This window comes from Halorubrum salinarum (assembly GCF_013267195.1).
GTDB classification, from domain to species: Archaea; Halobacteriota; Halobacteria; order Halobacteriales; family Haloferacaceae; genus Halorubrum; species Halorubrum salinarum.
On the sequence record NZ_CP053941.1, the window covers coordinates 1,638,580 to 1,661,747 of the forward strand.

Here is a 23,168-nt window from a genome sequence, read left to right on the forward strand (position 1 = left end):
GCCCTGCCGGAACCGATTGTCGGTTACTCGTACTCGTAGAAGCCGCGGCCGGTCTTCTTGCCGAGGTCGCCCGCCTCCACCTTGCGCTTGAGGAGGTACGCCGGCTTGTAGCGGTCGCCGAGCTCGTCGTGGAGCGTCTCGCTGGCGTCGAGCGCCACGTCGAGGCCGATGTGGTCGGCCAGTTCGAGCGGGCCCATCGGGACGTTCGTTCCGAGCTTCATCCCCCGGTCGATGTCGGCCTTGTCGGCGACGCCCTCGTCGTACGCGCGGATCCCCTCGTTGATCCACGGCATCAGGATGCGGTTGGTGACGAAGCCGGGCTTGTCGTCGGCCTCCCACGTCTCCTTGCCGAGGTCCTCCGCGAAGGCGTGCGCGAAGTCGACGACCTCCGGATCGGTGCGCTCGCCGACCACGACCTCGACGCCGTCCATGATCGGGACGGGGTTCATGAAGTGGAGGCCGACCACGTCGCTCGCGCGGTCGGTGGCGCTCGCGATGGTGGTGATAGACAGCGTGGAGGTGTTCGTCGCGAGGACGGCGCCGTCGTCGGTGACGCGGTCGAGGTCGGCGAACACGTCGCGTTTCACGTCGAGGTCCTCGATCACGGCCTCGATAACGAGGTCGGCGTCCGCGAGGTCGTCGAGGTCGGTCGTGCCCGCGATCCGGTCGCGGATCGCGTCCGGCTCCTCGTCGAGCGCGTCCTTCGCGGCCAGCCGGTCGAGGCTGTCCTCGACGCTGTCGAGGCCCCGCTCGACGTACTCCGCCTCCACGTCGCGCATCACCACGTCGTAGCCCGCGGTCGCCGCGACCTGCGCGATGCCGTTGCCCATCGTGCCGGCGCCGACGACGCCCACCACGTCCACATCGGAGAGTTCTCGCATGCGGACCGCTGCCGCGCCGCGGGTGGTAAGTATTGCGGAAGCCGGCCCCCGCGCCGCCCGCCGGGAGGAGAAATTAACAATTTGAGTAGTAACGGATACGGCAGCGAATCGCCCGCAACATGACTCGAAACCCCCGCGAAACGCGGTTCCGTTTCTTTACGCCCGCCAGTTTTACCACAGCCCTTTTTATCGATGTAACTGAACTACGAACCGATGCTTCCTCACGCCGCCGACGACATCTCGCGCGACGGTAAGTCGCTCATCCTCGCGTACGACCACGGGCTCGAACACGGGCCGGTCGACTTCGAGCCGAACCCGGACACGGCGGACCCGGAGCGGATCTTCGAGCTCGCCACCCACGAGGCGGTCACCTCGCTGGCCGTCCAGAAGGGGCTCGCGGAGGCGTACTACCCCGACTACGAGGACGAGGTGAACCTCCTGTTGAAGCTCAACGGGACCTCGAACCTCTGGATGGGCGAGCCGGACAGCGCGGTCAACTGTACGGCGGAGTACGCGGCCGAGTTGGGCGCCGACGCGGTCGGGTTCACCGTCTACGGCGGGTCGAACCACGAGGTCGAGATGGCCGAGGAGTTCCGCGAGGCCCAGGAGGGCGCCCGCGCACACGACATGGCCGTCGTCATGTGGTCGTACCCGCGCGGACAGGGGCTCCGCAACGACGGGAGCCCGGAGGTTATCTCGTACGGCGCGCGGCTCGGCTTAGAGCTCGGCGCCGACGTGGTGAAGGTGAAGTACCCCGGCTCCGCCGAGGCGATGGGCGACGCCGTCGAGATGGCCGGCCCGGCCGACGTGGTGATGTCCGGCGGGACGATGCGCGACGACAAGGCGTTCCTTCGGAACGTCTCGAACGCCATCGACGCGGGCGCCACCGGCATCGCCGTCGGCCGCAACGTCTTCCAGCGCGACGAGCCCGAGCGCATCCTCGACGCCTTAGAGGCCGTGATCTTCGACGAGGTCGACCCGGCCGAGGCGCTGGCGATCGCCGAGAGCGACGACTGATGGCGTCTCCCGACCCGACCGTCGCGGCCGTCTTCGACGCGGTCGCGGCGACCGCCCCCGAGATCCGCGCGGCGCTCCCCGGCCGGCGCGTCGAGAGCGGGACGGAGAACGCCTCCGGCGAGTCAGTGCTGGCGGGGGACCTGTACGCCGACGAGCTGCTCGGCGACGCCATCACCGCGGTCGACGGCGTCGGCTCGTTTGTCAGCGAGGAGCGCGAGGCGGCGGTCGACGCGGGCGGCGCGGTCGGGAACGGGCCGTCCGACGCCTACGCCGTGGCGATCGACCCCCTCGACGGCTCGTCGAACCTGCGGTCGAACAACGCGATGGGCACCGTCGTCGGGGTGTACGACGCCCCGCTGCCCGCGAGCGGTCGCGACCTCGTCGCGGCCGGCTACGTCCTCTACGGGCCGATCACGACGATGGTCGTCGCCGACGAGGCGGGCGTCCGCGAGGAGGTCGTCGAGCGCGCGCCCGACGGCGACGGGGTCGAGCGCTCGGTCGTCGAGGGCGACCTGACGCTCCCGGCGACGCCGACCGTCTACGGGTTCGGCGGGCGCGTCCCCGACTGGCCCGCCGACTTCCGGGCGTACGCCCGGGCGGTCGAGGACGACCTGAAGCTCCGCTACGGCGGCGCGATGGTCGGCGACGTGAACCAGGTGCTCACCTACGGCGGGGTGTTCGCGTACCCCGCGCTCCGGAGCGCGCCCGAGGGGAAGCTCCGCCTCCAGTTCGAGGCGAACCCGATCGCGTACATCATCGAGCGAGCCGGGGGGGCCTCCTCGGACGGGACCGGCTCGATCCTCGACGTCGAGCCCGAGGCGGTCCACCAGCGCACGCCGCTGTACGTCGGCAACGAGGAACTGATCGACCGGCTGGAGGCGGCGGTCGGCGACTAGGGCGGCGACCGAGGCGGCGGCTCCGCGCGGGCGGTCCCGGCGGTCCGGGCCGAGTCTCGCATGGAAAACTGTTTAGGATCTACCGCAAATCTTGCGTCCATGAAAGTCCACGTCGGCGCGGCGGCGACCCCCGAGGAGGCCGAAGCGATAGCGAAGTCGCTCGCCGAACACCTCGGCGTCGACGTCGACGTCCACGTCGGCGAGGGGGAGACGCCGGTCGCGAGCGCCGAGCCGTCCGAACCGAGCTACCCGCTCGACGACGACCTCGGGCCGACCGACCGCGAGCGCGACCTCCGCGCCGAGATAGCCGACATCCGCGAGGGCGGCCCGGAGAAGTACCGCGACCGGCTCTCGGAGCAGGGGAAGCTGTTCGTCCGCGACCGCCTCGACCTCTGGTTCGGCGGCGAGGGCGGAACCCGCGGCGCCGGCGACGCGGACGCGGCCGACGGCGACCCGGCGGGCGTCAAGTTCGAGGACGGGAAATTCGCCGCGTTCGACGACTGGCACCCGGACGCGCCCGCCGGCGAGGACGGCGAGGCAAACGAGGAAGGGCGCGACCGCCTCCCCGGCGACGGTCTGCTCACGGGCGCCGCCGAGTTCGAGGGCCGCGACGTCCACTTCATGGCCAACGACTTCACCGTGAAGGCGGGGTCGATGGCGTCGAAGGGGGTCGAGAAGTTCCTCCGGATGCAACAGCGCGCGCTGAAGACGGGGAACCCGGTCCTCTACCTGATGGACTCCTCGGGCGGCCGGATCGACCAGCAGACCGGCTTCTTCGCCAACCGCGAGGGGATCGGGAAGTACTACTACAACCACTCGATGCTGTCGGGCGCGGTGCCGCAGATCTGCGTCCTCTACGGGCCGTGTATCGCCGGCGCCGCCTACACCCCCGTCTTCGCCGACTTCACCGTGATGGTCGAGGGCATGTCCGCGATGGCGATCGCCTCGCCGCGGATGGTCGAGATGGTCACCGGCGAGGAGATCGACTTAGAGGACCTGGGCGGCCCGCGCGTCCACGCCGAGGAGTCCGGCTCCGCGGACCTGATCGCGCGCGACGAGGAGCACGCCCGCGAGCTGGTCGCCGAGCTGATCGGCTACCTCCCGGACCGGGCCGGCGAGAAGCCCCCGAAACGCGAGACGAAGCCGCCGAAGTACTCGCCCGACGGGATCGACGAGCTGATCCCCGAGGCGCCGAACCGGCCGTACGACGCCCACGACCTGCTCGACCGGATCGCCGACGCCGAGTCGGTGTTCGAGCTGAAGGAGGGGTACGGCCCGGAGATCGTCACGGCGTTCTGCCGGATCGACGGACGGCCGGTCGGCGTCGTCGCCAACCAGCCGACGGAGCGGTCGGGCGCCATCTTCCCGGACGCCGCGGAGAAGGCCGCCGAGTTCATCTGGACCTGCGACGCCTACGAGATCCCCCTGCTGTACCTCTGTGACACGCCCGGCTTCATGGCCGGCTCGCAGGTCGAGAAGGACGCGATCTTAGAGAAGGGCAAGAAGATGATCTACGCAACCTCGTCGGCGACGGTGCCGAAGCAGACCGTCGTGGTCCGGAAGGCGTACGGCGCGGGGATCTACGCGATGGGCGGGCCAGCCTACGACCCGGAGAGCGTTATCGGACTCCCGTCCGGCGAGATCGGGATCATGGGCCCCGAGGCCGCGATCAACGCCGTCTACGCCCGGAAGCTCGCCGAGATCGACGACCCGGAGGAGCGCGCCGAGACAGAACAGCGCCTGCGCGAGGAGTACCGCGAGGGGATCGACGTCCACCGGATGGCCAGCGAGGTCGTCATCGACGAGATCGTTCCCCCGTCCGACCTCCGCGCCGAGCTGGCCGCGCGGTTCGCGTTCTACGAGGACGTTCAGAAGGACCTGCCCGACAAGAAACACGGGACCGTCCTCTGACGAACCGGGTTACAGCGCCGCGATCAGGTTGCCGCCGTACGCCCCGAGGACCCCCTCGAACCCGAGCCCGACCGCCAGCCCGACGGCGAGAAGTGCGCCCGCGTACGCCGCCGACCCGACGAGCGACGCGGCGGCGAACCGGGGAGCCGACACGGACGAGGCGCTCGCGCTGGGGAGCGCGAGCCACCCGCGGGTCCCCGGGAGGGCGTTCGAGGCGGCGACCGCGGGGAGCCCCCACCGGTCGAACCAGCGCGTCGCGCCGTCGAGGCCACCCTCGCTCACGGGCACCACGGCCAGCGCGGTGGGGTCGGCGTCGTACCGGCGGACCGCGACGAAGAGGACCGACTGTCCGGCGGTCGCGCCGACCACCGCCGCGGCGAACACCGGGAGCACCGCGAGCGACTCGACGCCGGCGGCGACCGCCGCCGCGACGAACAGCGTCCGCGCCGGCAGCACCTTCCCCACGAGGGCCCCCTCCAGGGCGAAGACGACGAAGACCGCCGCGGCGCCGTAGGTACCGACGAGGGCGAGCAGCGTCGCGGCGTGAGGGGCGATCACGGCTCACCTCCGCGGGCGACGCGTAAAACGTCCCCGAGAGGGGCGGTAGCACTCGTCAACACGTCGGATCCGCCCACCACGGCGCCTCTCTTCCGGCCGTCCGGTTCGGGGGAGAATTCCCTCCGCTTCGGGCGTGACCACTCTCCGCTTCGGGCGTGGCTATTTACCTCGCACGCGCCCACCGTTCCGCATGATTCGCGTCGGCGACACGGCGCCGGACTTCATCGCCCCGGCGGTCTCGGGGGAGGCCGCCGACGAGCTGGCGCTGTTCCGGCTCGTCGAGGCGCACGACGCGGTCGCGCTCCTGTTCGCGCCCGCGACCTTCGTGCCGACGTGTACGGCCGCGTTCGCCGCGGTCCGGGACGCCGGCGGGGCCGACCGCGACGACCTCGCCGTCGCCGCGCTCACGGGCGACTCGCTGTACGCGGCGTTCGCGTACGCCGACCGGTTCGACCTCCCGTTCCCGGTCGTCGCCGACTTCCACGGCGGCGCGGCCGAGTCGTACGACCTGCTCGCCGACTCGTGGGAGGGCCACTCCGACATCCCGCGCCGCGCGGCGGTCATCGTCGACAGCGACTGGACGGTCCGGTTCGCCGAGGTGACGGCGGACGCGCTCGACCGCGTCGACCCCGCGCCCGTCGAGCGCGCGACCGAGGCGCTCCGCGACCTCGGGGTCGACGCCGCGCGGCCGCGGGTGGATTACGACGCGGAGTGGTGAACGGCGGGGAGTGGCGAGCGGCGCGGGTCAGGACGCCCGCCGGCGGACGGCGTCGCCGTGGTTATTTGACGCCCCCGCGCCGAGGGGTCGGCATGGAAGCCGACTTCGCGGAGTACCTCGACGAGTTCACTCGCCGGGACTGGGAGACGCTCGACCCGGCCGCCGTCACCGACCCCGTCCGCGTCGCGGTCGTCGGCCTCGGCTGGTTCGCCCGGGAGTGGGCGCTGCCCGGCATCGCGCGGTCGGCGTACACCGAGGCGACCGTCGTCACCGACGTCGACGCCGCCGCCGTCGCGGCGGTCGCCGCCGAGCGCGACGCGACCGGGGTCACGCCCGAGGAGTTCCGGTCGGGGGCCGCCGCGGACGCGTACGACGCGGTGTACGTCGCGACGCCGAACGCGACCCACCTGGAGTACGTCGAGGCCGCCGCCGAGCAGGGGAAGGCGGTCCTCTGCGAGAAGCCGCTGGAGGCGTCCCCGGAGCGAGCGCGCCGGCTCGTAGCCGCGTGTCGCGACGCCGACGTGCCGCTGATGGTCGGCTACCGGATGCAGACCGACCCCGCCGTCCGGCGGCTCCGCGACCTCATCGACGCGGGCGTCGCGGGCGAGGTGGTCGGCGTCCACGCGACGATGACGCAGACGATGCTCGGCGAGCTCGGCGGCGACCACGACCAGTGGCGGCTCGACCCCGATCTCTCCGGCGGCTGCGCGGTTATGGACCTGGGGGTGTACCCGCTCAACACGACCCGGTTCGTGCTCCGCGAGGACCCGGTGCGCGTGTCGGGCCGCACGCGCTCGGAGCACGCGGCGTTCGCCGACGTCGACGAGCACGCGACCTTCAGGCTGGAGTTCCCCGGCGGCGTCGACGCGCAGTGCTCGGTGAGTCAGAACGCCCAGCACGCGAGCCGGCTGGAGGTCACCGGCACGGACGCCAGGTTGATCATGGATCCGGCGTTCTACGAGCGCGAGGACCGCGGCTTCGCCGTCGTCCGCGACGGCACCCGGGTCGACCTCGACTTCGATCAGGTCCACCAGATCGAAGAGGAGTTCGCGTACTTCGGCCACCAGCTGCTCGCGGGCGAGCCGTTCCACGCCGACGGCGAGCACGCGCTCACCGACAGCCGCGCGCTCGCCGCCGTCTACGAGTCGGCCGAGACGGGCGAGCCGGTCGCGCTCGGCGGCGCGGAGTAACCTCGGGCCCGCTACTGCTCGATCCCGTACACGTCGCTCGTCCAGTCGCGCGCCGGGGTGTCGTACACCGGTTCGTCGCGGTCGCGCTCGTCAAGGCGCCGCCGGTCGGCGTCGTCCAGCTCCCAGTCCATCTCGGCGTTGGCCCGGACGTGTTCCGGGGTCGACGAGCGCGGGAGCGGGACGACGCCGCGGTCGATCGCCCACCGCACGACGACCTGCGCGGGGTGCTTGTCGTACTTCTCGGCCAGCTCCGCGACGACCTCGTCGCCGAACACGTCCGTCCGCGCGAGCGGCGCCGCCGCCTCGACCACGGTGTCGGTCTCGCGGCAGTACTCGACCAGGTCCGGACGCTGGAACCACGGGTGGAACTCGATCTGGTTCACCGCGATGGGAACGTCCGAGACGTGGTGCGCGCAGCTGAGCTGGTACGCGCTGAAGTTCGAGACGCCGATATCGCGGACGAGCCCCCGGTCGCGAAGCTCGGCCATCGCGCGGAGCGTCTCGCGCAGCGAGATGGCGGGGTTCGGCCAGTGGATCAGGTAGAGGTCGAGGTAGTCGGTGCCGAGCTTGTCGAGCGACGCCTCGCACGAGGCGATCACCGACTCGTAGTTAAGGTTCTTCGCGAGCACCTTCGAGGTGAGGAACACGTCGTCGCGGTCGACGCCGCTCGCCGCGAGGGCGTCGCCGATCGCCTCCTCGTTTTTGTACCCCTCGGCCGTGTCGATGTGGCCGTAGCCCGCGTCGAGCGCCGCGCGGACGCTGTCTACGGTCTCGCCGTCGGTGAGGTCGTACGTGCCGAGTCCGAGCGCCGGCAGCTCCGCGCCGCTCGGGAGCGTCTTCGTTGGAACGGTCACGCGACAGGGGTTCGCCGGATCGCCGATTGAAACTACCGGTCGGGGAACGCTCTCCGATCAAAGATGCTGTGGCGCGCGCCCGTGAGCGCCCGCCGGGCGCGAGCGGCGCGTGCGAGGGAGTCGGCCGACCGTAGGGAGGCCGACGAGGCTGGGGAGGCGTGAGGTGCGGTTGCCGTGCGGGGCGGACTCAAAGGGGCAGCCGCGAGGCGGGCTGAGGCGACGTAAGCACCACAGCGAGTGAACGGAGTGAACGAGCGAGGAGCGCAGCGAGCGTCAGCCCGCCTCGCGGCTGGGGCTTTGGAAGTGTTAGCCATCGCCCAGTCGTCCGGTTACTGGCTACTGATAGTGTTCAAATCTCTCTCGGAGATTTTGCTCACTTCGTTCGCAAAATGTACCGGCCGAGACTCCCGCGAGCGGCGAGGGACCTTCGGTCCCTCTGGCAGCCGGCGCAACGCGCCGGCGACGCAGCGAGCGGGAGTCAGGCCGGTGGATCTTCGAGCGCAGCGAGAAGATGCACCGGCCGAGATTTGAACTCAGAATCAGACGTGCTCGCTCACTGCGTTCACTGCGCGCGACTGATAGCGTTCAAATCTCTCTCGGTGATTTTGCTCACTTCGTTCGCAAAATGCACCGGCCGAGATTTGAACTCGGGTTGCAACCATGGCAAGGTTGCGTGATACCACTACACTACCGGTGCGTGCTTCGCATCCGATCGTAGCCCGGGTCGGAGATATAAGGGTTCCGAACGAGCGCCGGCGGAAGGGTCATCGGCGTCGCGCTCACACGTCGATCCGAACCCGAACGATGCCCGACTCCTCCGACCGCATCGACAGACGCACAGCCCTCCGCGCGGCCGGCGGCCTGGCCGGCGCCGCCGCCCTGCCAACGCTCTCGGGCTGCCTCGGCGACGGAACCGGAAGCGACCCCGACGGCGACGGGAGCGACGCCCCCGACGAGGACCCCCCGCCGGACGACGGCGGCGACGTGGACTACGACGTCGAACCCGTCGCGGAGGGGTTCGAGAACCCGTGGGGGCTCGCGTTCCTGCCCGACGACGGTCGCCTGCTCGTCACCGAGCGCCCGGGGCGGCTCTCGCTCGTCGACCCCGCGGACGGGACGACCGAGCCGGTCGCGGGCGCGCCCGAGGTGTTCGCGGCGGGACAGGGCGGCCTGCTCGACGTCGCGGTCCACCCCGACTATCCCGACGACCCGCGCGTGTACCTGACATACTCGGCGCGCGCCGCGGACAGCCCGGCCGGCGACGGCACGGAGGGCGCGACCACCCACCTCGGCGCCGGGCGGCTCTCGCTCGACGGCGACGCGCCCGCGCTCGACGGGTTCGAGGCGCTGTTCGTCGCCGAGCCGTTCCGCGGCACGGAGCTCCACTTCGGGTCGCGGGCGACGTTCGGCCCCGACGGCGCGCTGTTCGTCACGGTCGGCGACCGGCGCGACACCGACTTCGGGCCGGACCACGTCTCGCAGGACCGGTCGAACGAGCTGGGCGCGACGCTGCGGCTGACGGCCGACGGCGACCCCCACCCCGAGAACCCCTTCGCCGGCGACGCGGACGCCGCGGACGCGCTGTACAGCTACGGGCACCGGAACCCGCAGGCGATGGCGGTGCGGCCCGAGACCGGCGCGGTCTGGCAGTGCGAGCACGGCGAGCGCGACGGCGACGAGATCAACGTGATCGAGGCCGGCGGCAACTACGGGTGGCCGGTCGCCAGCGAGGCGTGCCGGTACGGGACCGACGACCCGGTCGCGCCGGGGCACGGCGAGCGCGACGGCGTGATCGCGCCGGTCCACTACTGGCCGTGCGGCTCCGGGGGCTTCCCGCCGAGCGGCGCCGTCTTCTACGACGGCGACGCGTTCCCCGAGTGGCGCGGGGACCTGTTCGCGGGCACGCTCGCGGCGCAGTACCTCGGGCGGTTCACCGTCGACGGCGACGGACAGGACGCGGTCGTGACCGAGCGCGAGCCCCTGCTCGACGACCGGGAGTGGCGCATGCGCGCGGTCGCGGTCGAGCCGGCGACCGGGCACCTCTACGTCGCGGTCGACGACGGCGACGCGCCGGTCGCCCGGATCGTCCCGGCGTGACCTCGACCGCTCGGACCGATCGGGAGCGGCCTCGGTCACCGCGGTGACGGTTGTCACGATCCGAGGGCCAGATCCCGCGCCAAACCCCGTGTGAACGCGGCACAGCCCGAAATCGGGACCGCTATCCTTTTACGGTGCCGTCTGAAATCGAGGGGTACAGTCTCGCCACGATGCGTACCGAAGACGGGCTCACGATATGTGTTCCGTCTTCGCTCGTCCGGGAGGCCGAGGACGACCGCGAGGCGACTCGCAAACTCGGCTACGTCGCCCGTGCGGCGGCGGTGTTCCGGGCGGATCGGCTCGCCGTCTTCCCCGACAGGGAAGGGGAGGGTCGACGGGGCGGGGAGTACGTCCGCACCGTGCTGGGGTACGCCGCGACGCCGCCGGAGCTCCGGAAGGACCTCTGGGGGCAACGCGACGAGCTCCGGTACGTCGGCGTGTTACCCCCGCTCCGCGTGCCGTGGCGGACCGGCTCGACCCCTAGCGGGGAAGAGTCGAAAACACAGGGACTCGTGACCGAGGTCGGACCTGAAGGCCGCGTCCGGGTCAATTCCCCGCTGCGGGAACACCCGATCTCCCTGCTCGTGCCCTCCGGAATGGAGGTCGAGCGGGGGGAGCGCGTCACCATCAGGGTCTCTTCGAGAGAACCGGTCCGCGCCCGCATCACCGAGAAGCCGGAGGTCGGCTTCCAGGTCGTGGCCGCGGACCTGTCGGAAGCGCTCGCCGGCGACGGACTGGCCGTCGCGACGTCGCGACACGGGGAGGAACTCTCCGTCTCGCGGCTCGGCGACCTCGTCTCGGACGCGCGAAAGGCCGGCGGTTACACCGTCGCCTTCGGCGCGCCCGAGCGGGGGCTTCCGGAGATGCTCGGGCTTTCGCCCGACCGCATTCGGGCGGCCGTCGCCGACGGCCGCTCGGTCGAACCCGATCCGGGGTTCGACCTCTGGCTGAACACGATCCCGGCACAAGCGAGCGAGGTCGTCCGGACGGAGGAGGCTCTGTTCGCGACCCTCGGCTCGCTCACACTCACGGAGTAAACACATGCCACAACCAAGCCGACCACGAAAAGGCTCGCTGGGCTACGGCCCGCGCACCCGCGCAGACAGCGAGGTGCCGCGCATCCGTTCGTGGCCAGACGACGACGGGGCCCCTGCGCTGCAGGGATTCGCCGGCTACAAGGCCGGGATGACCCACGTCATGATGGTCAACGACGAGGCGAACTCGCCGCGTGAGGGGATGGAGGAGGCAGTCCCCGTCACCGTCGTCGAGACGCCGCCGATGTACGCCGTCGCAGTCCGAGCCTACGAGGACACGCCGTACGGACAGAAGCCGGTCGAAGAGGTCTGGGCGACCGAGTTCCACGAGGAGCTCGACCGCGCGCTCGACCTGCCGGCGGAAGACACCTTCGAGGAGGACGCCGACGAGCTGCGCGCGCTGCTCGACGACGGCGTCGTCGACGACGTGCGCGTCATCACGCACACGGCGCCCTCGGAGCTCTCGAACGTCCCCAAGAAGAAGCCCGACGTCATGGAGACGCGCGTCGGCGGCGGCTCCCTCGAGGAGCGCGCCGACTTCGCGCTGGACCTGGTCGCCGAGGGCGGCGCCCACGAGTTCGGCGACGTCTTCCGTGCCGGCCAGTACACCGACGTCTCCGGCATCACGAAGGGGAAGGGGACGCAGGGTCCCGTCAAGCGCTGGGGCGTTCAAAAGCGGAAGGGCAAACACGCCCGCCAGGGATGGCGGCGCCGGATCGGCAACCTCGGTCCGTGGAACCCCTCCCGCGTCCGCTCCACCGTGCCCCAGCAGGGCCAGACCGGCTACCACCAGCGCACCGAGCTCAACAAGCGCCTCATCGACTTCGGCGAGGGGTCGGACGCCTCCGTCGACGGCGGCTTCGTCAACTACGGCGAGGTCGACGGCGAGTACGCGCTCATCAAGGGCTCGCTGCCCGGACCGGACCAGCGTCTGCTGCGGTTCCGCCCGGCCATCCGGCCGAACGACCAGCCGCGCCTCGACCCCGAGGTCCGGTACGTTTCCACCGAATCCAACCAGGGATAACCAATGAACGCAACAGTACACAACCTGGACGGCGACGAGGCGGGCAGCATCGAGCTGCCAGCCGTCTTCGAGACCGCGTTCCGACCGGATCTCATCGGTCGCGCGGTCGGCGCCGCCCAGGCAAACCGGAAGCAGGCCTACGGGGCAGACGAGTTCGCCGGGCTGCGGACGCCCGCCGAGTCGTTCGGCTCCGGCCGCGGGCTCGCGCACGTGCCGCGACAGGAGAACGTCGCCCGCCGCGTCCCGCACGCCGTGTCGGGCCGCGCCGCGCACCCGCCGAAGGCCGAGAAGGACCAGTCGAAGCAACTGAACGACAAGGAGCGACAGCTCGCGATCCGGTCGGCCATCGCGGCCACGACCGACGCCGAGCTCGTCGCCGAGCGCGGTCACGCGTTCGACGAGGACCTCGACCTCCCGCTCGTCGTGAGCGACGAGTTCGAGGACCTGAAGAAGACCCAGGAGGCCCTGGGCGTCCTCGAGGCCGTCGGCGTCGACGCCGACATCGAGCGCGCCGAGGAGGGCCGCTCCGTCCGCGCCGGACAGGGGAAGGCCCGCGGCCGCAAGTACCGCCAGCCGAAGTCCGTCCTCGTGGTCACCAGCGAGGAGCCGTCCCGCGCCGCCCGCAACCTCGCGGGCGTCGACGTCGCGACCGCCCGCGAGGTCAACGCCGAGGACCTCGCGCCGGGCGCGCACCCGGGCCGACTCACGCTGTGGACCGAAAGCGCCGTCGCGGAGGTGGCCGACCGATGAACTCGATCATCGAGCATCCGATCGTCACCGAGCAGGCGATGAACGAGATGGACTTCAACAACAAGCTGCTGTTCCTCGTCGACGTCGACGCGACCAAGCCGGAGATCACCTCCGAGGTCGCCGAGCGCTACGACGTGGGCGTCGCGAACGTCAACACGCAGGTGACGCCGCAGGGCGAGAAGAAGGCGATCGTCACCCTGTCGGAGGACGACGACGCGACCGAAATCGCCTCGCGCATCGGGGTGTTCTGAGATGGGACGACGAATCCAAGGACAACGGCGCGGACGCGGCGGCCCGACGTTCCGGGCCCCCTCGCACCGTTACAAGGCGGAACTGTCGCACAAGAAGCTCGAAGACGTGGACACGATCACCGGCGAGATCGTCGGGATCGAACACGACCCGGCCCGCTCGGCCCCCCTCGCGGAGGTCGAGTTCGAGGACGACGACCGTCGCCTCGTGCTCGCGCCGGAAGGCGTGCGCGTCGGCGAGACGATCCAGGTCGGCGTCTCGGCGGAGATCAAGCCGGGCAACACGCTCCCGCTGGCGGAGATCCCCGAGGGCGTGCCCGTGTGTAACGTCGAGAGCAACCGCGGGGACGGCGGGAAGTTCGCGCGCGCCTCCGGCGTGTCGGCGACGCTTCTCACCCACGACCGCGACGTCGCGGTCGTCCAGCTCCCCAGCGGCGAAGTGAAGCGGCTCGACCCCCAGTGCCGCGCCACGATCGGCGTGGTCGCGGGCGGCGGCCGGACGGAGAAGCCCTTCGTCAAGGCCGGCAACAAGCACCACAAGATGAAAGCGCGCGGCACCAAATACCCGCGCGTGCGCGGCGTCGCGATGAACGCCGTCGACCACCCCTTCGGTGGCGGTGGTCGCCAACACCCCGGCCAGCCGAAGTCCGTCTCGCGGGACGCCCCGCCGGGACGCAAGGTCGGTGACATCGCATCCAAGCGCACCGGACGAGGTGGCAACAAATGAGTTCAGACTACCGAACCGGCCGCGAGGGCAAGGAGTTCGCCTACCGCGGTCACTCGCTCGACGAGCTGCAGGAGATGAACGTAGAGGAGGTCGCGGAACTGCTCCCCGCACGCCAGCGGCGAAGCATCGTTCGCGGTCTCAGCACCGAACAGCAGAAGCTGCTGGAGACGGTCCGGAGCCGCGACAAGGAGACGACGGCGGACGACCCGATCCGGACGCACCTGCGCGACATGCCGGTGCTGCCGGAGTTCGTCGGCGTCACCTTCGCCGTGTACAACGGACACAGCTTCGAGCGCGTTCAGGTCGAACCCGAGATGATCGGGCACTACCTCGGTGAGTTCCACCTCACCCGAAGCACCGTCGAACACGGTCAGGCCGGCATCGGCGCGACCCGGTCCTCGAAGTTCGTGCCCCTCAAGTAACCCATGGGAATCAACTACAGCGTCGAGGCCGACCCGGAGACCACCGCCAAGGGGATGCTCCGCGACCGGCCCATCAGCGTGAAGGACAGCAAGGAGATCTCCCGAGAGATCAAAGGCGAAACGGTCGCCGACGCGGAGGAGTTCCTCCAGGAGGTCATCGACGAGGAGTCGTCCGTCCCGATGCGCCAGCACAACGCCGGCGCGGGACACCGCTCCGACATCGACGGCTGGGACGCGGGACGGTACCCCGAGAAGGCCGCCAAGGACTTCCTCAAGCTCTTGGAGAACGTCAAGAACAACGCCGACGAGCAGGGGTTCGACGGCGAGGCGATGGTCATCAAACACGTCGCCCCCCACAAGGTCGGCGAGCGACCCGGCCGGAACCCCCGCGCCGCGGGCGCGACGGAGTGGAACACCACCCTCGCGGACGTCGAACTGATCATCGAGGAGCCGGAGGCTGACAACTAATGGCTGACGAACACCAATTCATCGAGGACGGCCTTCGCCGTTCCCAGATCAACGAGTTCTTCGCGGACGAGCTCGGCCGCGCCGGCTACGGCGGCATGGACGTCGCACAGACGCCGATGGGCACGCAGATCGTCCTGAAGGCCGAAAAGCCCGGCATGGTGATCGGGAAGGGCGGGAAGAACATCCGCAAGATCACCACCGAGCTCGAGGAGCGCTTCGACATGGACGACCCGCAGATCGACGTTCAGGAGGTCGACGAGCCCGACCTGAACGCCCAGATCGTCGCGGACCGTCTCGCGAACGCCCTCGAACGCGGCTGGTACTTCCGGAAGGCCGGTCACACGACGATCGACCGCATCATGGACGCGGGCGCGCTGGGCGCCGAGATCGTCCTGTCCGGGAAGGTCACCGGCGCGCGGTCGCGCGTCGAGAAGTTCAACCGCGGCTACATCAAGCACAACGGCGAGCCCGCAGAGGAGGTCGTCGACCACGGCCAGGGCGTCGCCGTCATGAAGCTCGGGACGATCGGCGTCAACGTCAAGATCATCCCGCCGGGCGCGACGCTCCCGGACGACTTCCAAGTCCGCGAGGACGCGGAGGTCCCGGAGGTCGAGCAGGCGGCGGTCGACGCCGACGCCGACGAGGGCGTCGAGTCGCTCCTCGAAGAGGACCCCGACGAGGTTCCGGACGTGGGCGGCGACGACGACGTTGACGTCCCCGACGAGGACCCCGCGGAGGTCATCGACGAGGAGGTCGTCGAGGAGGTCGTCGAGGAGACGCAGGAGACGGCCGCCGAGGCGACCGACGTCGCCGCGGAGGAACCGGTCGACGAGGACGTCGACGCCGACGAGCTCGACGACCTCGACGAAGAGATCGAGTCCGAGGCGGCCGACCTCGTCGCGGAGATGGAGGCGGCCGACGAAGAAGACGAGGAGGACGAATAGATGGCGATCCTCTACACCGACGAGATCCGCGACATGACCGCGGCGGAGCGGCAGGTCGAACTCGAGGAGCTCGAGACCGAGCTGCTCAACTCGAAGGCGCAGCGGGCGGCCGGCGGCATGCCGGAGAGCCCGGGCCGCGTCAACGAGCTGAAGAAGACCATCGCGCGGATCAAGACGATCCAGGCGGAAGAAGGCGACTTCGACGACGAGGAACAGTAAGATGATCTCCCCCGACACGCTCGTTCGACACGAACTCGTCGGCCTCCCGGTTCGGGTGGTCGACGCCGACAGCGACGCCCATGCGGGCGTCGCGGGTCGCGTGCTCGACGAGACGTTCGGCACCCTCGTGGTCCGGACGGGGTCGGGGGACAAGCGCGTGCCCAAGTCGGGCGCGACGTTCGAGTTCGGCGTCGTCGAGACGCCGACCGCTCGCACAGATGAAGCCGCCGGCGACGGAGGGTCGCCGGGGTCCGCGTCCCAACTCGGGTCGGATACTACGGGGGTCCGCCCCCGTCAGTCTGGCCCGTCCGGGTCCGAAAGCGCCGTCGACGGTGACGGCGCGGGCCCGGCGAGCCCACGAGGCGAGTGCAAAGACGCGGTCTACGCGACGGTGGATGGCGATCGGTTGCGACATCGGCCCGCCGAACGCACCGAACGAGGTGCCACACAATGGCGATAGGAATCGACGTACCCACGCCTCCGGAGCCAGACAACCCGGAGGATTACGACTACGAGAAGTGCCCGTTCTACGGGCAGCTCTCCGTCCGCGGCCAGACCCGCGAGGGGACGGTCGTGTCGACGGATATGGAAAAGACCGTCATCGTCGAGCGAGAGTACGACGTGTTCGTACCGAAATACGACCGGTACATGAAGCGTCGCTCGCGCATCCCGGCCCACGTGCCGGGCGTGCTCGACTCGCTCGAAGTCGGTGACGAAGTGAAAATCGCGGAGACGCGACCGCTCTCGAAGACGAAGTCCCACGTCGTCGTCGAGATCCTGTCGGGTGATCAGTGATGGAGGCGCTCAAGGCCGACGTCACGCAGGGGCTCTCGAAGGGCTCGCTGATCACGTGCGCCGACAACACCGGCGCCCGTGAGCTCAAGGTCATCTCCGTGTCGGGCTACTCCGGCACGAAGAACCGCCACCCGAAGGCGGGGATCGGCGACAAGGTGACCGTCTCGGTCACGAAAGGGACGCCGGAGATGCGGCGGCAGGTGCTGGAGGCGGTCGTCGTCCGCCAGCGCAAGCCGATCCGCCGTCCGGACGGCACGCGCGTGAAGTTCGAGGACAACGCGGCCGTCATCATCGACGACCTCGAGGAGCCGCGGGGCACGGAGATCAAAGGCCCCGTCGCCCGCGAGGTCGCCGAACGATTCGGGAGCATCGCCTCGACCGCGACGATGATCGTCTAACTATGACGAACCAGCCACGCAAACAACGAAAACGGTCGGAGACCGCGCCGCTCCACGAGCGGCAGAACCAGGTCCGGGCCACCCTCACCGAGGATCTCCGCGACGAGTACGGACAGCGGAACGTCCGCGTCAACGCCGGCGACACCGTCGAGGTGCTTCGCGGCGACGCGGCCCGCACGGAGGCGGAGGTCGTCTCCGTCGACCTGTCCGCCGAGCGGATCACGGTCGAGGACGTCACCGTCGAGAAGGCGGACGGGGAGGAGGTTCCCCGCCCCATCCCGGCGAGTAACGTCCGGGTGACCGAACTGGACCTCGAAGACGAGCGCCGCGAGGCGCGGCTCCAGGAGGACAACGAATGACGCGACACCAGAAGCGACTGTCAGTACCGAACTCCTGGCCGGTCGAGCGCAAGACGGACACGTTCACGGTGAAGGCGGGCGCGGGCCCGCACGGCGAGGCGGGCGTTCCCCTCGTCGTCCTGCTGCGGGACGTGCTCGGCTACGTCGACTCGACGAAGGAGGCGCGCTACGCGCTGAACAACGACTCGATCCTCGTCAACGGGGACGCCATCTCGGACGAGCAGCGTCCGATCGGGATGTTCGACATCCTGGCGTTCCCCGAGCGCGGGGAGTTCTTCCGCGTCTTCCCCGACGAGGGCGGTCGGCTCGCGCTGACCCCCGTCGACGAGGAGGCCGCGGGCAGCCGGCTCGGGAAGATCACGAACAAGACCGTCGTCCCCGGCGGGGTCGTCCAGCTGACGCTCCACGACGGGACGAACGTCCGCGTCGACGACGACGCGGACTACGAGACGAACGACTCGATCGTCGTCGACAACGAGACGAAGGAGATCGTCGCCCACTTCGAGTACGAGGAGGGCGCCCTCGTCACCGCCGTCGCCGGCCAGCACGCCGGTCAGATCGGCGAGATCGACGACATCGACGTGACGCTCGGCTCCGGCGACAACACCGTCACGGTCGCCAGCGACGACGGCGGCTACGAGACGATCGAGGAGTACGTCGTCGTGATCGACGAGAACTTCACGGACGACGACGAGGCGGGTGATTCGGATGAGTGAAGCCGAGAGCGCCGACCACGAGATGCGCGAGCCGTACCTCGAGAAGGTCGTCGTCCACATGGGCGTCGGGCAGGGCGGTGAGCCCCTCGCCGACGCCGAGCAGATCATCGAGGAGATCACGGGCCAGCAGTCGGTCCGGACCACCTCGAAGCGCACCATCGCCGAGTTCGGGATCCGCAAGGGCGACCCGATCGGCGTGAAGGTGACGCTGCGGGGCGAGGACGCGCACGCGTTCCTCGAGACCGCGCTGGACCTGGTCGAGATCGGCCGGAGCCAGTTCGACGACACGGGTAACCTCAGCTTCGGGATCGAGGACCACACCGACTTCCCGAGCCAGGAGTACGATCCCAACACCGGGATCTACGGCCTCGACGTGACGACGACGATCGTCCGTCCCGGCTACCGCGTCTCGAAACGCGACAAGGCGACGGGGACCATCCCCGGTCGCCACCGGATGACAGCCGAGGACGCGGCCGCGTTCCTCGAAACGAACTTCGACGTCGAGGTAAGCGAATGAGCGAAGCGAACAACGACACGGGCGAGCACGCCGCGAAGCGCACCGACTCCCGGCACACGTGCCGGCGGTGCGACCGCGAGCAGGGACTCGTCGGCAAGTACGACATCAACCTCTGCCGCCAGTGCTTCCGCGAGGTCGCCCGAGACATGGGATTCGAGAAGTACAGCTGATCATGACGGGAAACGATCCATTCACCAACGCGCTCGCCGGCATGGACAACGCCGAGAGCGTTGGCCACCTGTCGTACACGGTAGAGCCCGCTTCGAACATCATCGGCTCCGTCCTCGAGGTCCTCTACGACCGCGGGTACGTCGACGGCTTCGAGTACGTCGACGACGGGAAGGCCGGGAAGTTCGAGGTCGAACTGAAAGGCGCGATCAACGAGTGTGGCGCCGTCAAGCCCCGCTACTCGGCGGGAGCAGACGAGTTCGAGAAGTGGGAGAAGCGATACCTCCCCGCCCGTGACTACGGGACGCTCATCGTCACGACGAGCCACGGCGTCATGAGCCACTACGAGGCCCGCGAAGAGGGCATCGGCGGCCAAGTGATCGCATACGTCTACTAACAATGAACAGAGTCGAAATCGAGATTCCGGACGACGTCTCCGCCGAGACCGACCACCTCGAACTCACCGTCGAAGGGCCAAACGGAAGCGTCACGCGACGCCTCTGGTACCCCGACGTCGACGTGTCCGTCGAGGACGGCGCGGTGGTCATCGCGACCGAGAACGAGGACGCGAAGACCAACGCCACGGTCGGCACCTTCGAGAGCCACGTCGCCAACATGATCCACGGCGTCACCGAGGGCTGGGAGTACGCGATGGAAGTGTACTACGCCCACTTCCCGATGCAGGTGAACGTGGAGGGCGACGAGGTCGTCATCGAGAACTTCCTCGGGGAGAGCGCCGCGCGGCGCACCCCGATCCGCGGAGACACGGACGTACAGGTCGACGGCGAGACGGTCACGCTGACGGGCTCCGACAAGGAGGCCGTCGGGCAGACTGCCGCCGACATCGAACAGCTGACGAAGGTGACCGACAAGGACACGCGCGTCTTCCAGGACGGCGTGTACATCGTCGAGAAGCCCACCGGAGGTGCCTAACCAATGGCAGACGAACTGGAAGACATCAGCGGCGTCGGTCCCTCGAAGGCGGACGCGCTTCGCGAGGCCGGCTACGAGACGGTCGAGGACGTGAAGGCCGCCTCCCAGTCGGAGCTCTCCGAGGTCGACGGCGTCGGCAACGCGCTCGCCGCGCGTATCAAGGCCGACGTCGGCGGACTGGAGGTCGACGAGGAGGCGGACGCGGAGATCGAAGACGAGACCGACGAGGAGGAGGCGGCCGACGAGGCCGAGGAGTCCGAGGCGGTCGAGACGGAGCTTCGCCCCCGCGGCCACGCCGACAAGACGCCGGAACTGGACGACGAGACCGCTCGCGCGCTCGCGCAGAAGCACCGCGAGGGGAAACCGCAGTTCAACCGGCAGGACTACCACAAGAAAAAGCGGATCCCGACGTCGTGGCGCAAGCCGCGCGGCGGGCTCTCCAAGCAGCGCCGCCGCATGAAGTCGAAGGGGCCGGTCGTCGAGGCCGGCTTCCGCTCGCCCAAGGCGTCGCGCGACCTGCACCCGAGCGGCTTCGAGGAGGTCCGCGTTCACAACACGGACGATCTTGAGGGCGTCGACGGCGACACGCAGGCGGTGCGGATCGCCTCGAAGGTCGGCGGTCGCAAGCGCGAACTGATCGAAGACGAGGCGGAGGAGCGCGGCATCCGCGTGCTGAACCCGACCTACGTCGAAGTGGAGGTCAACGATGAGTGATCTGAAGGCGCAGAAACGGCTCGCAGCGGACGAGCTCGACGTCGGCAAGGGCCGCGTCTGGCTCGACCCCGACGCACAGGAGGAGATCGCGGACGCTATCACCCGCGAGGACGTCCGCGAGCTCATCGACCAGGGAACGATCCGCGCGAAGGACGCGAAGACGAACTCGCGCGGTCGCGCCCGCGAGCGCGCCGACAAGCGCTCGTACGGACATCAGTCCGGCGCCGGCTCCCGCAAGGGGCGCTCCGGCGCGCGGCAGAACACGAAAGACGACTGGAAGGCGCGCATCCGCGCACAGCGGGCCCGCCTCAAGGAGCTTCGCGACGAGGAAGACGTGCTCGACGCCTCCGAGTACCGCACGCTCTACAACAAGGCGAGCGGGGGAGACTTCGAGGACGTCGCCCGTCTCGAGGCGTTCATCGAGACGCAGTACGGTTACGAGGTGACGGACTAATGGCGACAGGACCACGATACAAGGTGCCGATGCGGCGCCGCCGCGAGGTCCGGACGGATTACCATCAGAGGTTGCGCCTGCTGAAATCGGGCAAGCCTCGCCTGGTCGCCCGGGTGAGCAACGCTCACGTCAGGGCGCAGCTGGTGACCCCCGGACCCGACGGCGACGAGACCCACGCGGCCGCCTCCAGCGAGGAGCTCGGCGAGTACGGCTGGGACGCCCCCACGGGCAACCTCCCCAGCGCGTACCTCACCGGCTTCCTCGCGGGCGCCCGCGCCGTCGACGCCGGCCTCGACGAGGCCGTCCTCGACATTGGGCTCAACACGGCGACGTCCGGCAACAAGACGTTCGCGGTACAGGAAGGAGCGATCGACGCGGGCCTCGATATCCCGCACAACGACGACGTGCTGGCCGACTGGTCGCGCACGCGCGGCGAACACATCGCCGACTACGCCGAGCAGCTCGACGAGCCGCTGTACAGCGGCGAGTTCGACGCCAGCGAGCTACCCGAGCACTTCGACGACGTGCTCGCGACAATCCAGGAGGACCATGAGTAGACACAACGACGGCTGGGAACCGCGGACGCGACTCGGCCGCAAGGTACAGGACGGCGACATCACGTCGATGGAACAGGCGCTCGAGTCCGGCCTTCCGCTGAAGGAGGCCGAGATCGTCGACCAGCTCCTCCCGGGGCTCGAAGACGAGGTGCTGGACATCAACATGGTCCAGCGCATGACCGACTCCGGCCGCCGCGTGAAGTTCCGCTGCGTCGTCGCCGTGGGCAACCGCGACGGCTACCTCGGCTACGCGCAGGCCCGCGACGACCAGGTCGGCGGCGCGATCCAGAAGGCGATCGACGTCGCGAAGCTGAACATCATCTCGGTCGACCGCGGCTCCGGGTCCTGGGAGGACCAGCCCGGCGGCACCAACTCCCTGACCCGCACGGCGAAGGGGAAGGCCGGCTCCGTCACCGTCGAGATCAAGCCCGCCCCGCAGGGGCTGGGCCTCGCGGCCGCGGAGACGGTCCGCAACATCTTGGAGCTCGCCGGCGTCGAGGACGCTTGGACGAACTCCGACGGCAACACGCGAACGACGGTGAACCTCGCGAAGGCGACGTTCAACGCCTTGGAGAACGCGGCGCAGTCCCGCACCCCGCAGCACGCGCGCGAAGTCCACTACGACGAGGTGAGCGAGTGATGCAGGCGATCGTTCAGCTCCGCGGCGACGTCAACCTGGACTACGGCGTCGAGGACACGCTCGACATGCTGAACGTCGGGCGCGTCAACCACGCGACGTTCGTCCCCGAGACGGACTCGTACCGCGGCATGATCACGAAGGTCAACGACGTCGTCGCGTTCGGGGAACCGAGCGTCGAGGCCGTCGCGCGAACGATCGCGCGGCGCGGCGAGCCCCTCGAGGGCTCGGCCGACGTCGACGACGAGTGGATCGATTCGAATACCGACTACGCCGACCTCGAGGCGCTGGCCGAAGCGCTCGTCGACGAGGAGACGACCCTGCGCGAGCAGGGCCTCTCGCCGACGCTCCGGCTCCACGCGCCCCGCGGCGGTCACGAGGGCATCAAACACCCCGTGATCGAGGGCGGCGAGCTCGGGAAACACACCACCGAGGAGATCGACAGTCTCCTGGAGGCGATGCGATGACGAGCAAGAAACGACGACAGCGCGGCTCTCGCACGCACGGCGGCGGCACGCACAAGAACCGGCGCGGCGCCGGTCACCGCGGCGGCCGCGGCGCGGCCGGTCGCGCGAAACACGAGTACCACAACTACGGCCCGCTCGGCAAGCACGGGTTCAAGCGTCCCGAGGACGCCCAGACGGAGGTCCTCGAAGTGAAGGTCCAGAAGCTCGACGAGGACGCGGCGCTGTACGCCGCGGACGGCCTCGCCGAGGAGGACGGCGACGCGTACGTCTTCGACGCGCGCGACGTCGTCGAGGACGGCCACGAGGCGGACGTCGTGAAAGTGCTCGGCGGCGGGCAGGTCCGGCGCGAGCTCCGCGTCACGGCCGACGCGTTCACGGCCGGTGCGGTCGAGCTCATCGAGGAGGCCGGCGGCGAGGCGACGCTCTCCGAGCGCGCCGAAGAGCCCGCTGACGAACCGGAAAACACTTCCGACGACGAGAACGACGAGGCGTAAC

At 69.7% G+C, this 23,168-nt stretch carries 33 protein-coding genes and 1 tRNA gene; 30 read left to right on the forward strand and 4 right to left on the reverse strand.

Annotation, left to right across the window (positions count from 1 at the left end; genetic code table 11):
- Nucleotides 1-23: 23 nt before the first annotated feature.
- Nucleotides 24-881: a 3-hydroxyacyl-CoA dehydrogenase family protein gene (locus HPS36_RS08220; protein WP_173229739.1), complete on the reverse strand. Its 858-nt coding sequence runs from the start codon at nt 879-881 to the stop codon at nt 24-26.
- 213 nt (nt 882-1,094) lie between these two features.
- Here HPS36_RS08220 and HPS36_RS08225 point away from each other — a divergent pair, with 213 nt between their 5' ends.
- The 3 genes from HPS36_RS08225 to HPS36_RS08235 all read left to right on the forward strand — a co-directional run bounded on the left by HPS36_RS08225 (nt 1,095) and on the right by HPS36_RS08235 (nt 4,705).
- Entirely contained in the window at nt 1,095-1,898 is an 804-nt protein-coding gene (locus HPS36_RS08225; protein ID WP_173229741.1) for a class I fructose-bisphosphate aldolase, read from the forward strand.
- Nucleotides 1,898-2,794: a class 1 fructose-bisphosphatase gene (locus HPS36_RS08230; RefSeq protein ID WP_173229743.1), complete on the forward strand. Its 897-nt coding sequence runs from the start codon at nt 1,898-1,900 to the stop codon at nt 2,792-2,794. Before HPS36_RS08225 ends, HPS36_RS08230 begins: the two co-directional genes overlap by 1 nt.
- A gap of 99 nt (nt 2,795-2,893) precedes the next feature.
- Complete coding sequence (locus tag HPS36_RS08235) at nt 2,894-4,705, forward strand: acyl-CoA carboxylase subunit beta (RefSeq protein WP_173229744.1); 1,812 nt, start codon at nt 2,894-2,896, stop codon at nt 4,703-4,705.
- A gap of 9 nt (nt 4,706-4,714) precedes the next feature.
- Here the strand turns inward: HPS36_RS08235 and HPS36_RS08240 are convergent, their stop codons facing one another.
- Nucleotides 4,715-5,263 carry a VTT domain-containing protein gene (locus HPS36_RS08240; RefSeq protein WP_173229746.1) on the reverse strand — a complete coding sequence of 183 codons (549 nt, stop codon included), beginning with the start codon at nt 5,261-5,263 and terminating at the stop codon, nt 4,715-4,717.
- Nucleotides 5,264-5,453: 190 nt separating this feature from the next.
- Between HPS36_RS08240 and HPS36_RS08245 the strand changes: the two genes are divergently transcribed.
- Nucleotides 5,454-5,981, forward strand: coding sequence for a redoxin domain-containing protein (locus HPS36_RS08245; RefSeq protein ID WP_173229748.1), 528 nt, complete (start codon nt 5,454-5,456; stop codon nt 5,979-5,981).
- Nucleotides 5,982-6,073: 92 nt separating this feature from the next.
- Nucleotides 6,074-7,171: a D-xylose 1-dehydrogenase Gfo6 gene (gene gfo6, locus HPS36_RS08250; RefSeq protein ID WP_173229750.1), complete on the forward strand. Its 1,098-nt coding sequence runs from the start codon at nt 6,074-6,076 to the stop codon at nt 7,169-7,171.
- A gap of 11 nt (nt 7,172-7,182) precedes the next feature.
- Here the strand turns inward: gfo6 and HPS36_RS08255 are convergent, their stop codons facing one another.
- Entirely contained in the window at nt 7,183-8,025 is an 843-nt protein-coding gene (locus HPS36_RS08255) for an aldo/keto reductase (RefSeq protein ID WP_173229752.1), read from the reverse strand.
- 626 nt (nt 8,026-8,651) lie between these two features.
- Nucleotides 8,652-8,722 (reverse strand) — tRNA-Gly (locus HPS36_RS08260).
- A gap of 107 nt (nt 8,723-8,829) precedes the next feature.
- Here HPS36_RS08260 and HPS36_RS08265 point away from each other — a divergent pair.
- From HPS36_RS08265 to HPS36_RS08385, 25 genes are all read left to right on the forward strand, one after another.
- Nucleotides 8,830-10,122, forward strand: a complete 1,293-nt coding sequence (locus tag HPS36_RS08265; protein ID WP_173229754.1) for a PQQ-dependent sugar dehydrogenase — start codon at nt 8,830-8,832, stop codon at nt 10,120-10,122.
- Between the two features lie 170 nt (nt 10,123-10,292).
- Complete coding sequence (locus tag HPS36_RS08270; protein WP_173229756.1) at nt 10,293-11,159, forward strand: putative RNA uridine N3 methyltransferase; 867 nt, start codon at nt 10,293-10,295, stop codon at nt 11,157-11,159.
- Nucleotides 11,160-11,163: 4 nt separating this feature from the next.
- A complete protein-coding gene (locus HPS36_RS08275) occupies nt 11,164-12,180 on the forward strand; it encodes a 50S ribosomal protein L3 (RefSeq protein ID WP_053770513.1) in 1,017 nt (338 codons plus the stop codon).
- A gap of 3 nt (nt 12,181-12,183) precedes the next feature.
- Entirely contained in the window at nt 12,184-12,930 is a 747-nt protein-coding gene (gene rpl4p / locus HPS36_RS08280) for a 50S ribosomal protein L4 (RefSeq protein ID WP_173229759.1), read from the forward strand.
- Nucleotides 12,927-13,181, forward strand: a complete 255-nt coding sequence (locus HPS36_RS08285) for a 50S ribosomal protein L23 (RefSeq protein ID WP_053770515.1) — start codon at nt 12,927-12,929, stop codon at nt 13,179-13,181. Before rpl4p ends, HPS36_RS08285 begins: the two co-directional genes overlap by 4 nt.
- Nucleotide 13,182: 1 nt before the next feature.
- The gene (locus HPS36_RS08290; RefSeq protein ID WP_049897897.1) at nt 13,183-13,905 is read left to right on the forward strand and encodes a 50S ribosomal protein L2; all 723 of its coding nucleotides are present in this window, start codon (nt 13,183-13,185) and stop codon (nt 13,903-13,905) included.
- Nucleotides 13,902-14,327 (forward strand): 30S ribosomal protein S19, encoded by a 426-nt coding sequence (locus tag HPS36_RS08295; protein ID WP_173229760.1) that lies wholly within the window; start codon nt 13,902-13,904, stop codon nt 14,325-14,327. Before HPS36_RS08290 ends, HPS36_RS08295 begins: the two co-directional genes overlap by 4 nt.
- A 3-nt stretch (nt 14,328-14,330) precedes the next feature.
- Nucleotides 14,331-14,795 carry a 50S ribosomal protein L22 gene (locus HPS36_RS08300; RefSeq protein ID WP_121563062.1) on the forward strand — a complete coding sequence of 155 codons (465 nt, stop codon included), beginning with the start codon at nt 14,331-14,333 and terminating at the stop codon, nt 14,793-14,795.
- A complete protein-coding gene (locus HPS36_RS08305) occupies nt 14,795-15,739 on the forward strand; it encodes a 30S ribosomal protein S3 (protein ID WP_121563061.1) in 945 nt (314 codons plus the stop codon). Before HPS36_RS08300 ends, HPS36_RS08305 begins: the two co-directional genes overlap by 1 nt.
- Nucleotides 15,740-15,958 carry a 50S ribosomal protein L29 gene (gene rpmC / locus HPS36_RS08310; protein WP_121563060.1) on the forward strand — a complete coding sequence of 73 codons (219 nt, stop codon included), beginning with the start codon at nt 15,740-15,742 and terminating at the stop codon, nt 15,956-15,958. It begins immediately after the preceding gene.
- A gap of 1 nt (nt 15,959) precedes the next feature.
- Nucleotides 15,960-16,418 carry a ribonuclease P protein component 1 gene (locus HPS36_RS08315; protein ID WP_173229762.1) on the forward strand — a complete coding sequence of 153 codons (459 nt, stop codon included), beginning with the start codon at nt 15,960-15,962 and terminating at the stop codon, nt 16,416-16,418.
- Entirely contained in the window at nt 16,409-16,753 is a 345-nt protein-coding gene (locus HPS36_RS08320; RefSeq protein WP_053770521.1) for a 30S ribosomal protein S17, read from the forward strand. Before HPS36_RS08315 ends, HPS36_RS08320 begins: the two co-directional genes overlap by 10 nt.
- A complete protein-coding gene (locus HPS36_RS08325) occupies nt 16,753-17,151 on the forward strand; it encodes a 50S ribosomal protein L14 (RefSeq protein ID WP_004597429.1) in 399 nt (132 codons plus the stop codon). The genes HPS36_RS08320 and HPS36_RS08325 overlap by 1 nt, the downstream gene beginning before the upstream one ends.
- Before the next feature lie 2 nt (nt 17,152-17,153).
- Complete coding sequence (gene rplX / locus HPS36_RS08330) at nt 17,154-17,510, forward strand: 50S ribosomal protein L24 (protein ID WP_173229764.1); 357 nt, start codon at nt 17,154-17,156, stop codon at nt 17,508-17,510.
- Nucleotides 17,507-18,226: a 30S ribosomal protein S4e gene (locus HPS36_RS08335; RefSeq protein ID WP_121563058.1), complete on the forward strand. Its 720-nt coding sequence runs from the start codon at nt 17,507-17,509 to the stop codon at nt 18,224-18,226. The genes rplX and HPS36_RS08335 overlap by 4 nt, the downstream gene beginning before the upstream one ends.
- Nucleotides 18,219-18,743, forward strand: a complete 525-nt coding sequence (locus tag HPS36_RS08340; RefSeq protein ID WP_173229766.1) for a 50S ribosomal protein L5 — start codon at nt 18,219-18,221, stop codon at nt 18,741-18,743. Before HPS36_RS08335 ends, HPS36_RS08340 begins: the two co-directional genes overlap by 8 nt.
- Nucleotides 18,740-18,913, forward strand: coding sequence for a 30S ribosomal protein S14 (locus tag HPS36_RS08345; protein ID WP_004597423.1), 174 nt, complete (start codon nt 18,740-18,742; stop codon nt 18,911-18,913). Before HPS36_RS08340 ends, HPS36_RS08345 begins: the two co-directional genes overlap by 4 nt.
- Before the next feature lie 2 nt (nt 18,914-18,915).
- Nucleotides 18,916-19,308, forward strand: coding sequence for a 30S ribosomal protein S8 (locus tag HPS36_RS08350; protein ID WP_004047215.1), 393 nt, complete (start codon nt 18,916-18,918; stop codon nt 19,306-19,308).
- A gap of 2 nt (nt 19,309-19,310) precedes the next feature.
- Entirely contained in the window at nt 19,311-19,844 is a 534-nt protein-coding gene (locus HPS36_RS08355; protein ID WP_053770525.1) for a 50S ribosomal protein L6, read from the forward strand.
- 3 nt (nt 19,845-19,847) lie between these two features.
- On the forward strand, nt 19,848-20,558 hold the full coding sequence (locus tag HPS36_RS08360; protein ID WP_053770526.1) for a 50S ribosomal protein L32e: 711 nt from the start codon (nt 19,848-19,850) through the stop codon (nt 20,556-20,558).
- The gene (locus HPS36_RS08365) at nt 20,551-21,012 is read left to right on the forward strand and encodes a 50S ribosomal protein L19e (protein ID WP_053770527.1); all 462 of its coding nucleotides are present in this window, start codon (nt 20,551-20,553) and stop codon (nt 21,010-21,012) included. Before HPS36_RS08360 ends, HPS36_RS08365 begins: the two co-directional genes overlap by 8 nt.
- Complete coding sequence (locus HPS36_RS08370; protein WP_173229768.1) at nt 21,012-21,569, forward strand: 50S ribosomal protein L18; 558 nt, start codon at nt 21,012-21,014, stop codon at nt 21,567-21,569. The genes HPS36_RS08365 and HPS36_RS08370 overlap by 1 nt, the downstream gene beginning before the upstream one ends.
- On the forward strand, nt 21,562-22,209 hold the full coding sequence (locus HPS36_RS08375) for a 30S ribosomal protein S5 (protein ID WP_006114456.1): 648 nt from the start codon (nt 21,562-21,564) through the stop codon (nt 22,207-22,209). The genes HPS36_RS08370 and HPS36_RS08375 overlap by 8 nt, the downstream gene beginning before the upstream one ends.
- Entirely contained in the window at nt 22,209-22,673 is a 465-nt protein-coding gene (locus HPS36_RS08380) for a 50S ribosomal protein L30 (protein ID WP_137716935.1), read from the forward strand. The genes HPS36_RS08375 and HPS36_RS08380 overlap by 1 nt, the downstream gene beginning before the upstream one ends.
- Complete coding sequence (locus tag HPS36_RS08385) at nt 22,670-23,167, forward strand: uL15m family ribosomal protein (RefSeq protein ID WP_121600043.1); 498 nt, start codon at nt 22,670-22,672, stop codon at nt 23,165-23,167. The genes HPS36_RS08380 and HPS36_RS08385 overlap by 4 nt, the downstream gene beginning before the upstream one ends.
- Nucleotide 23,168 lies beyond the last annotated feature (1 nt).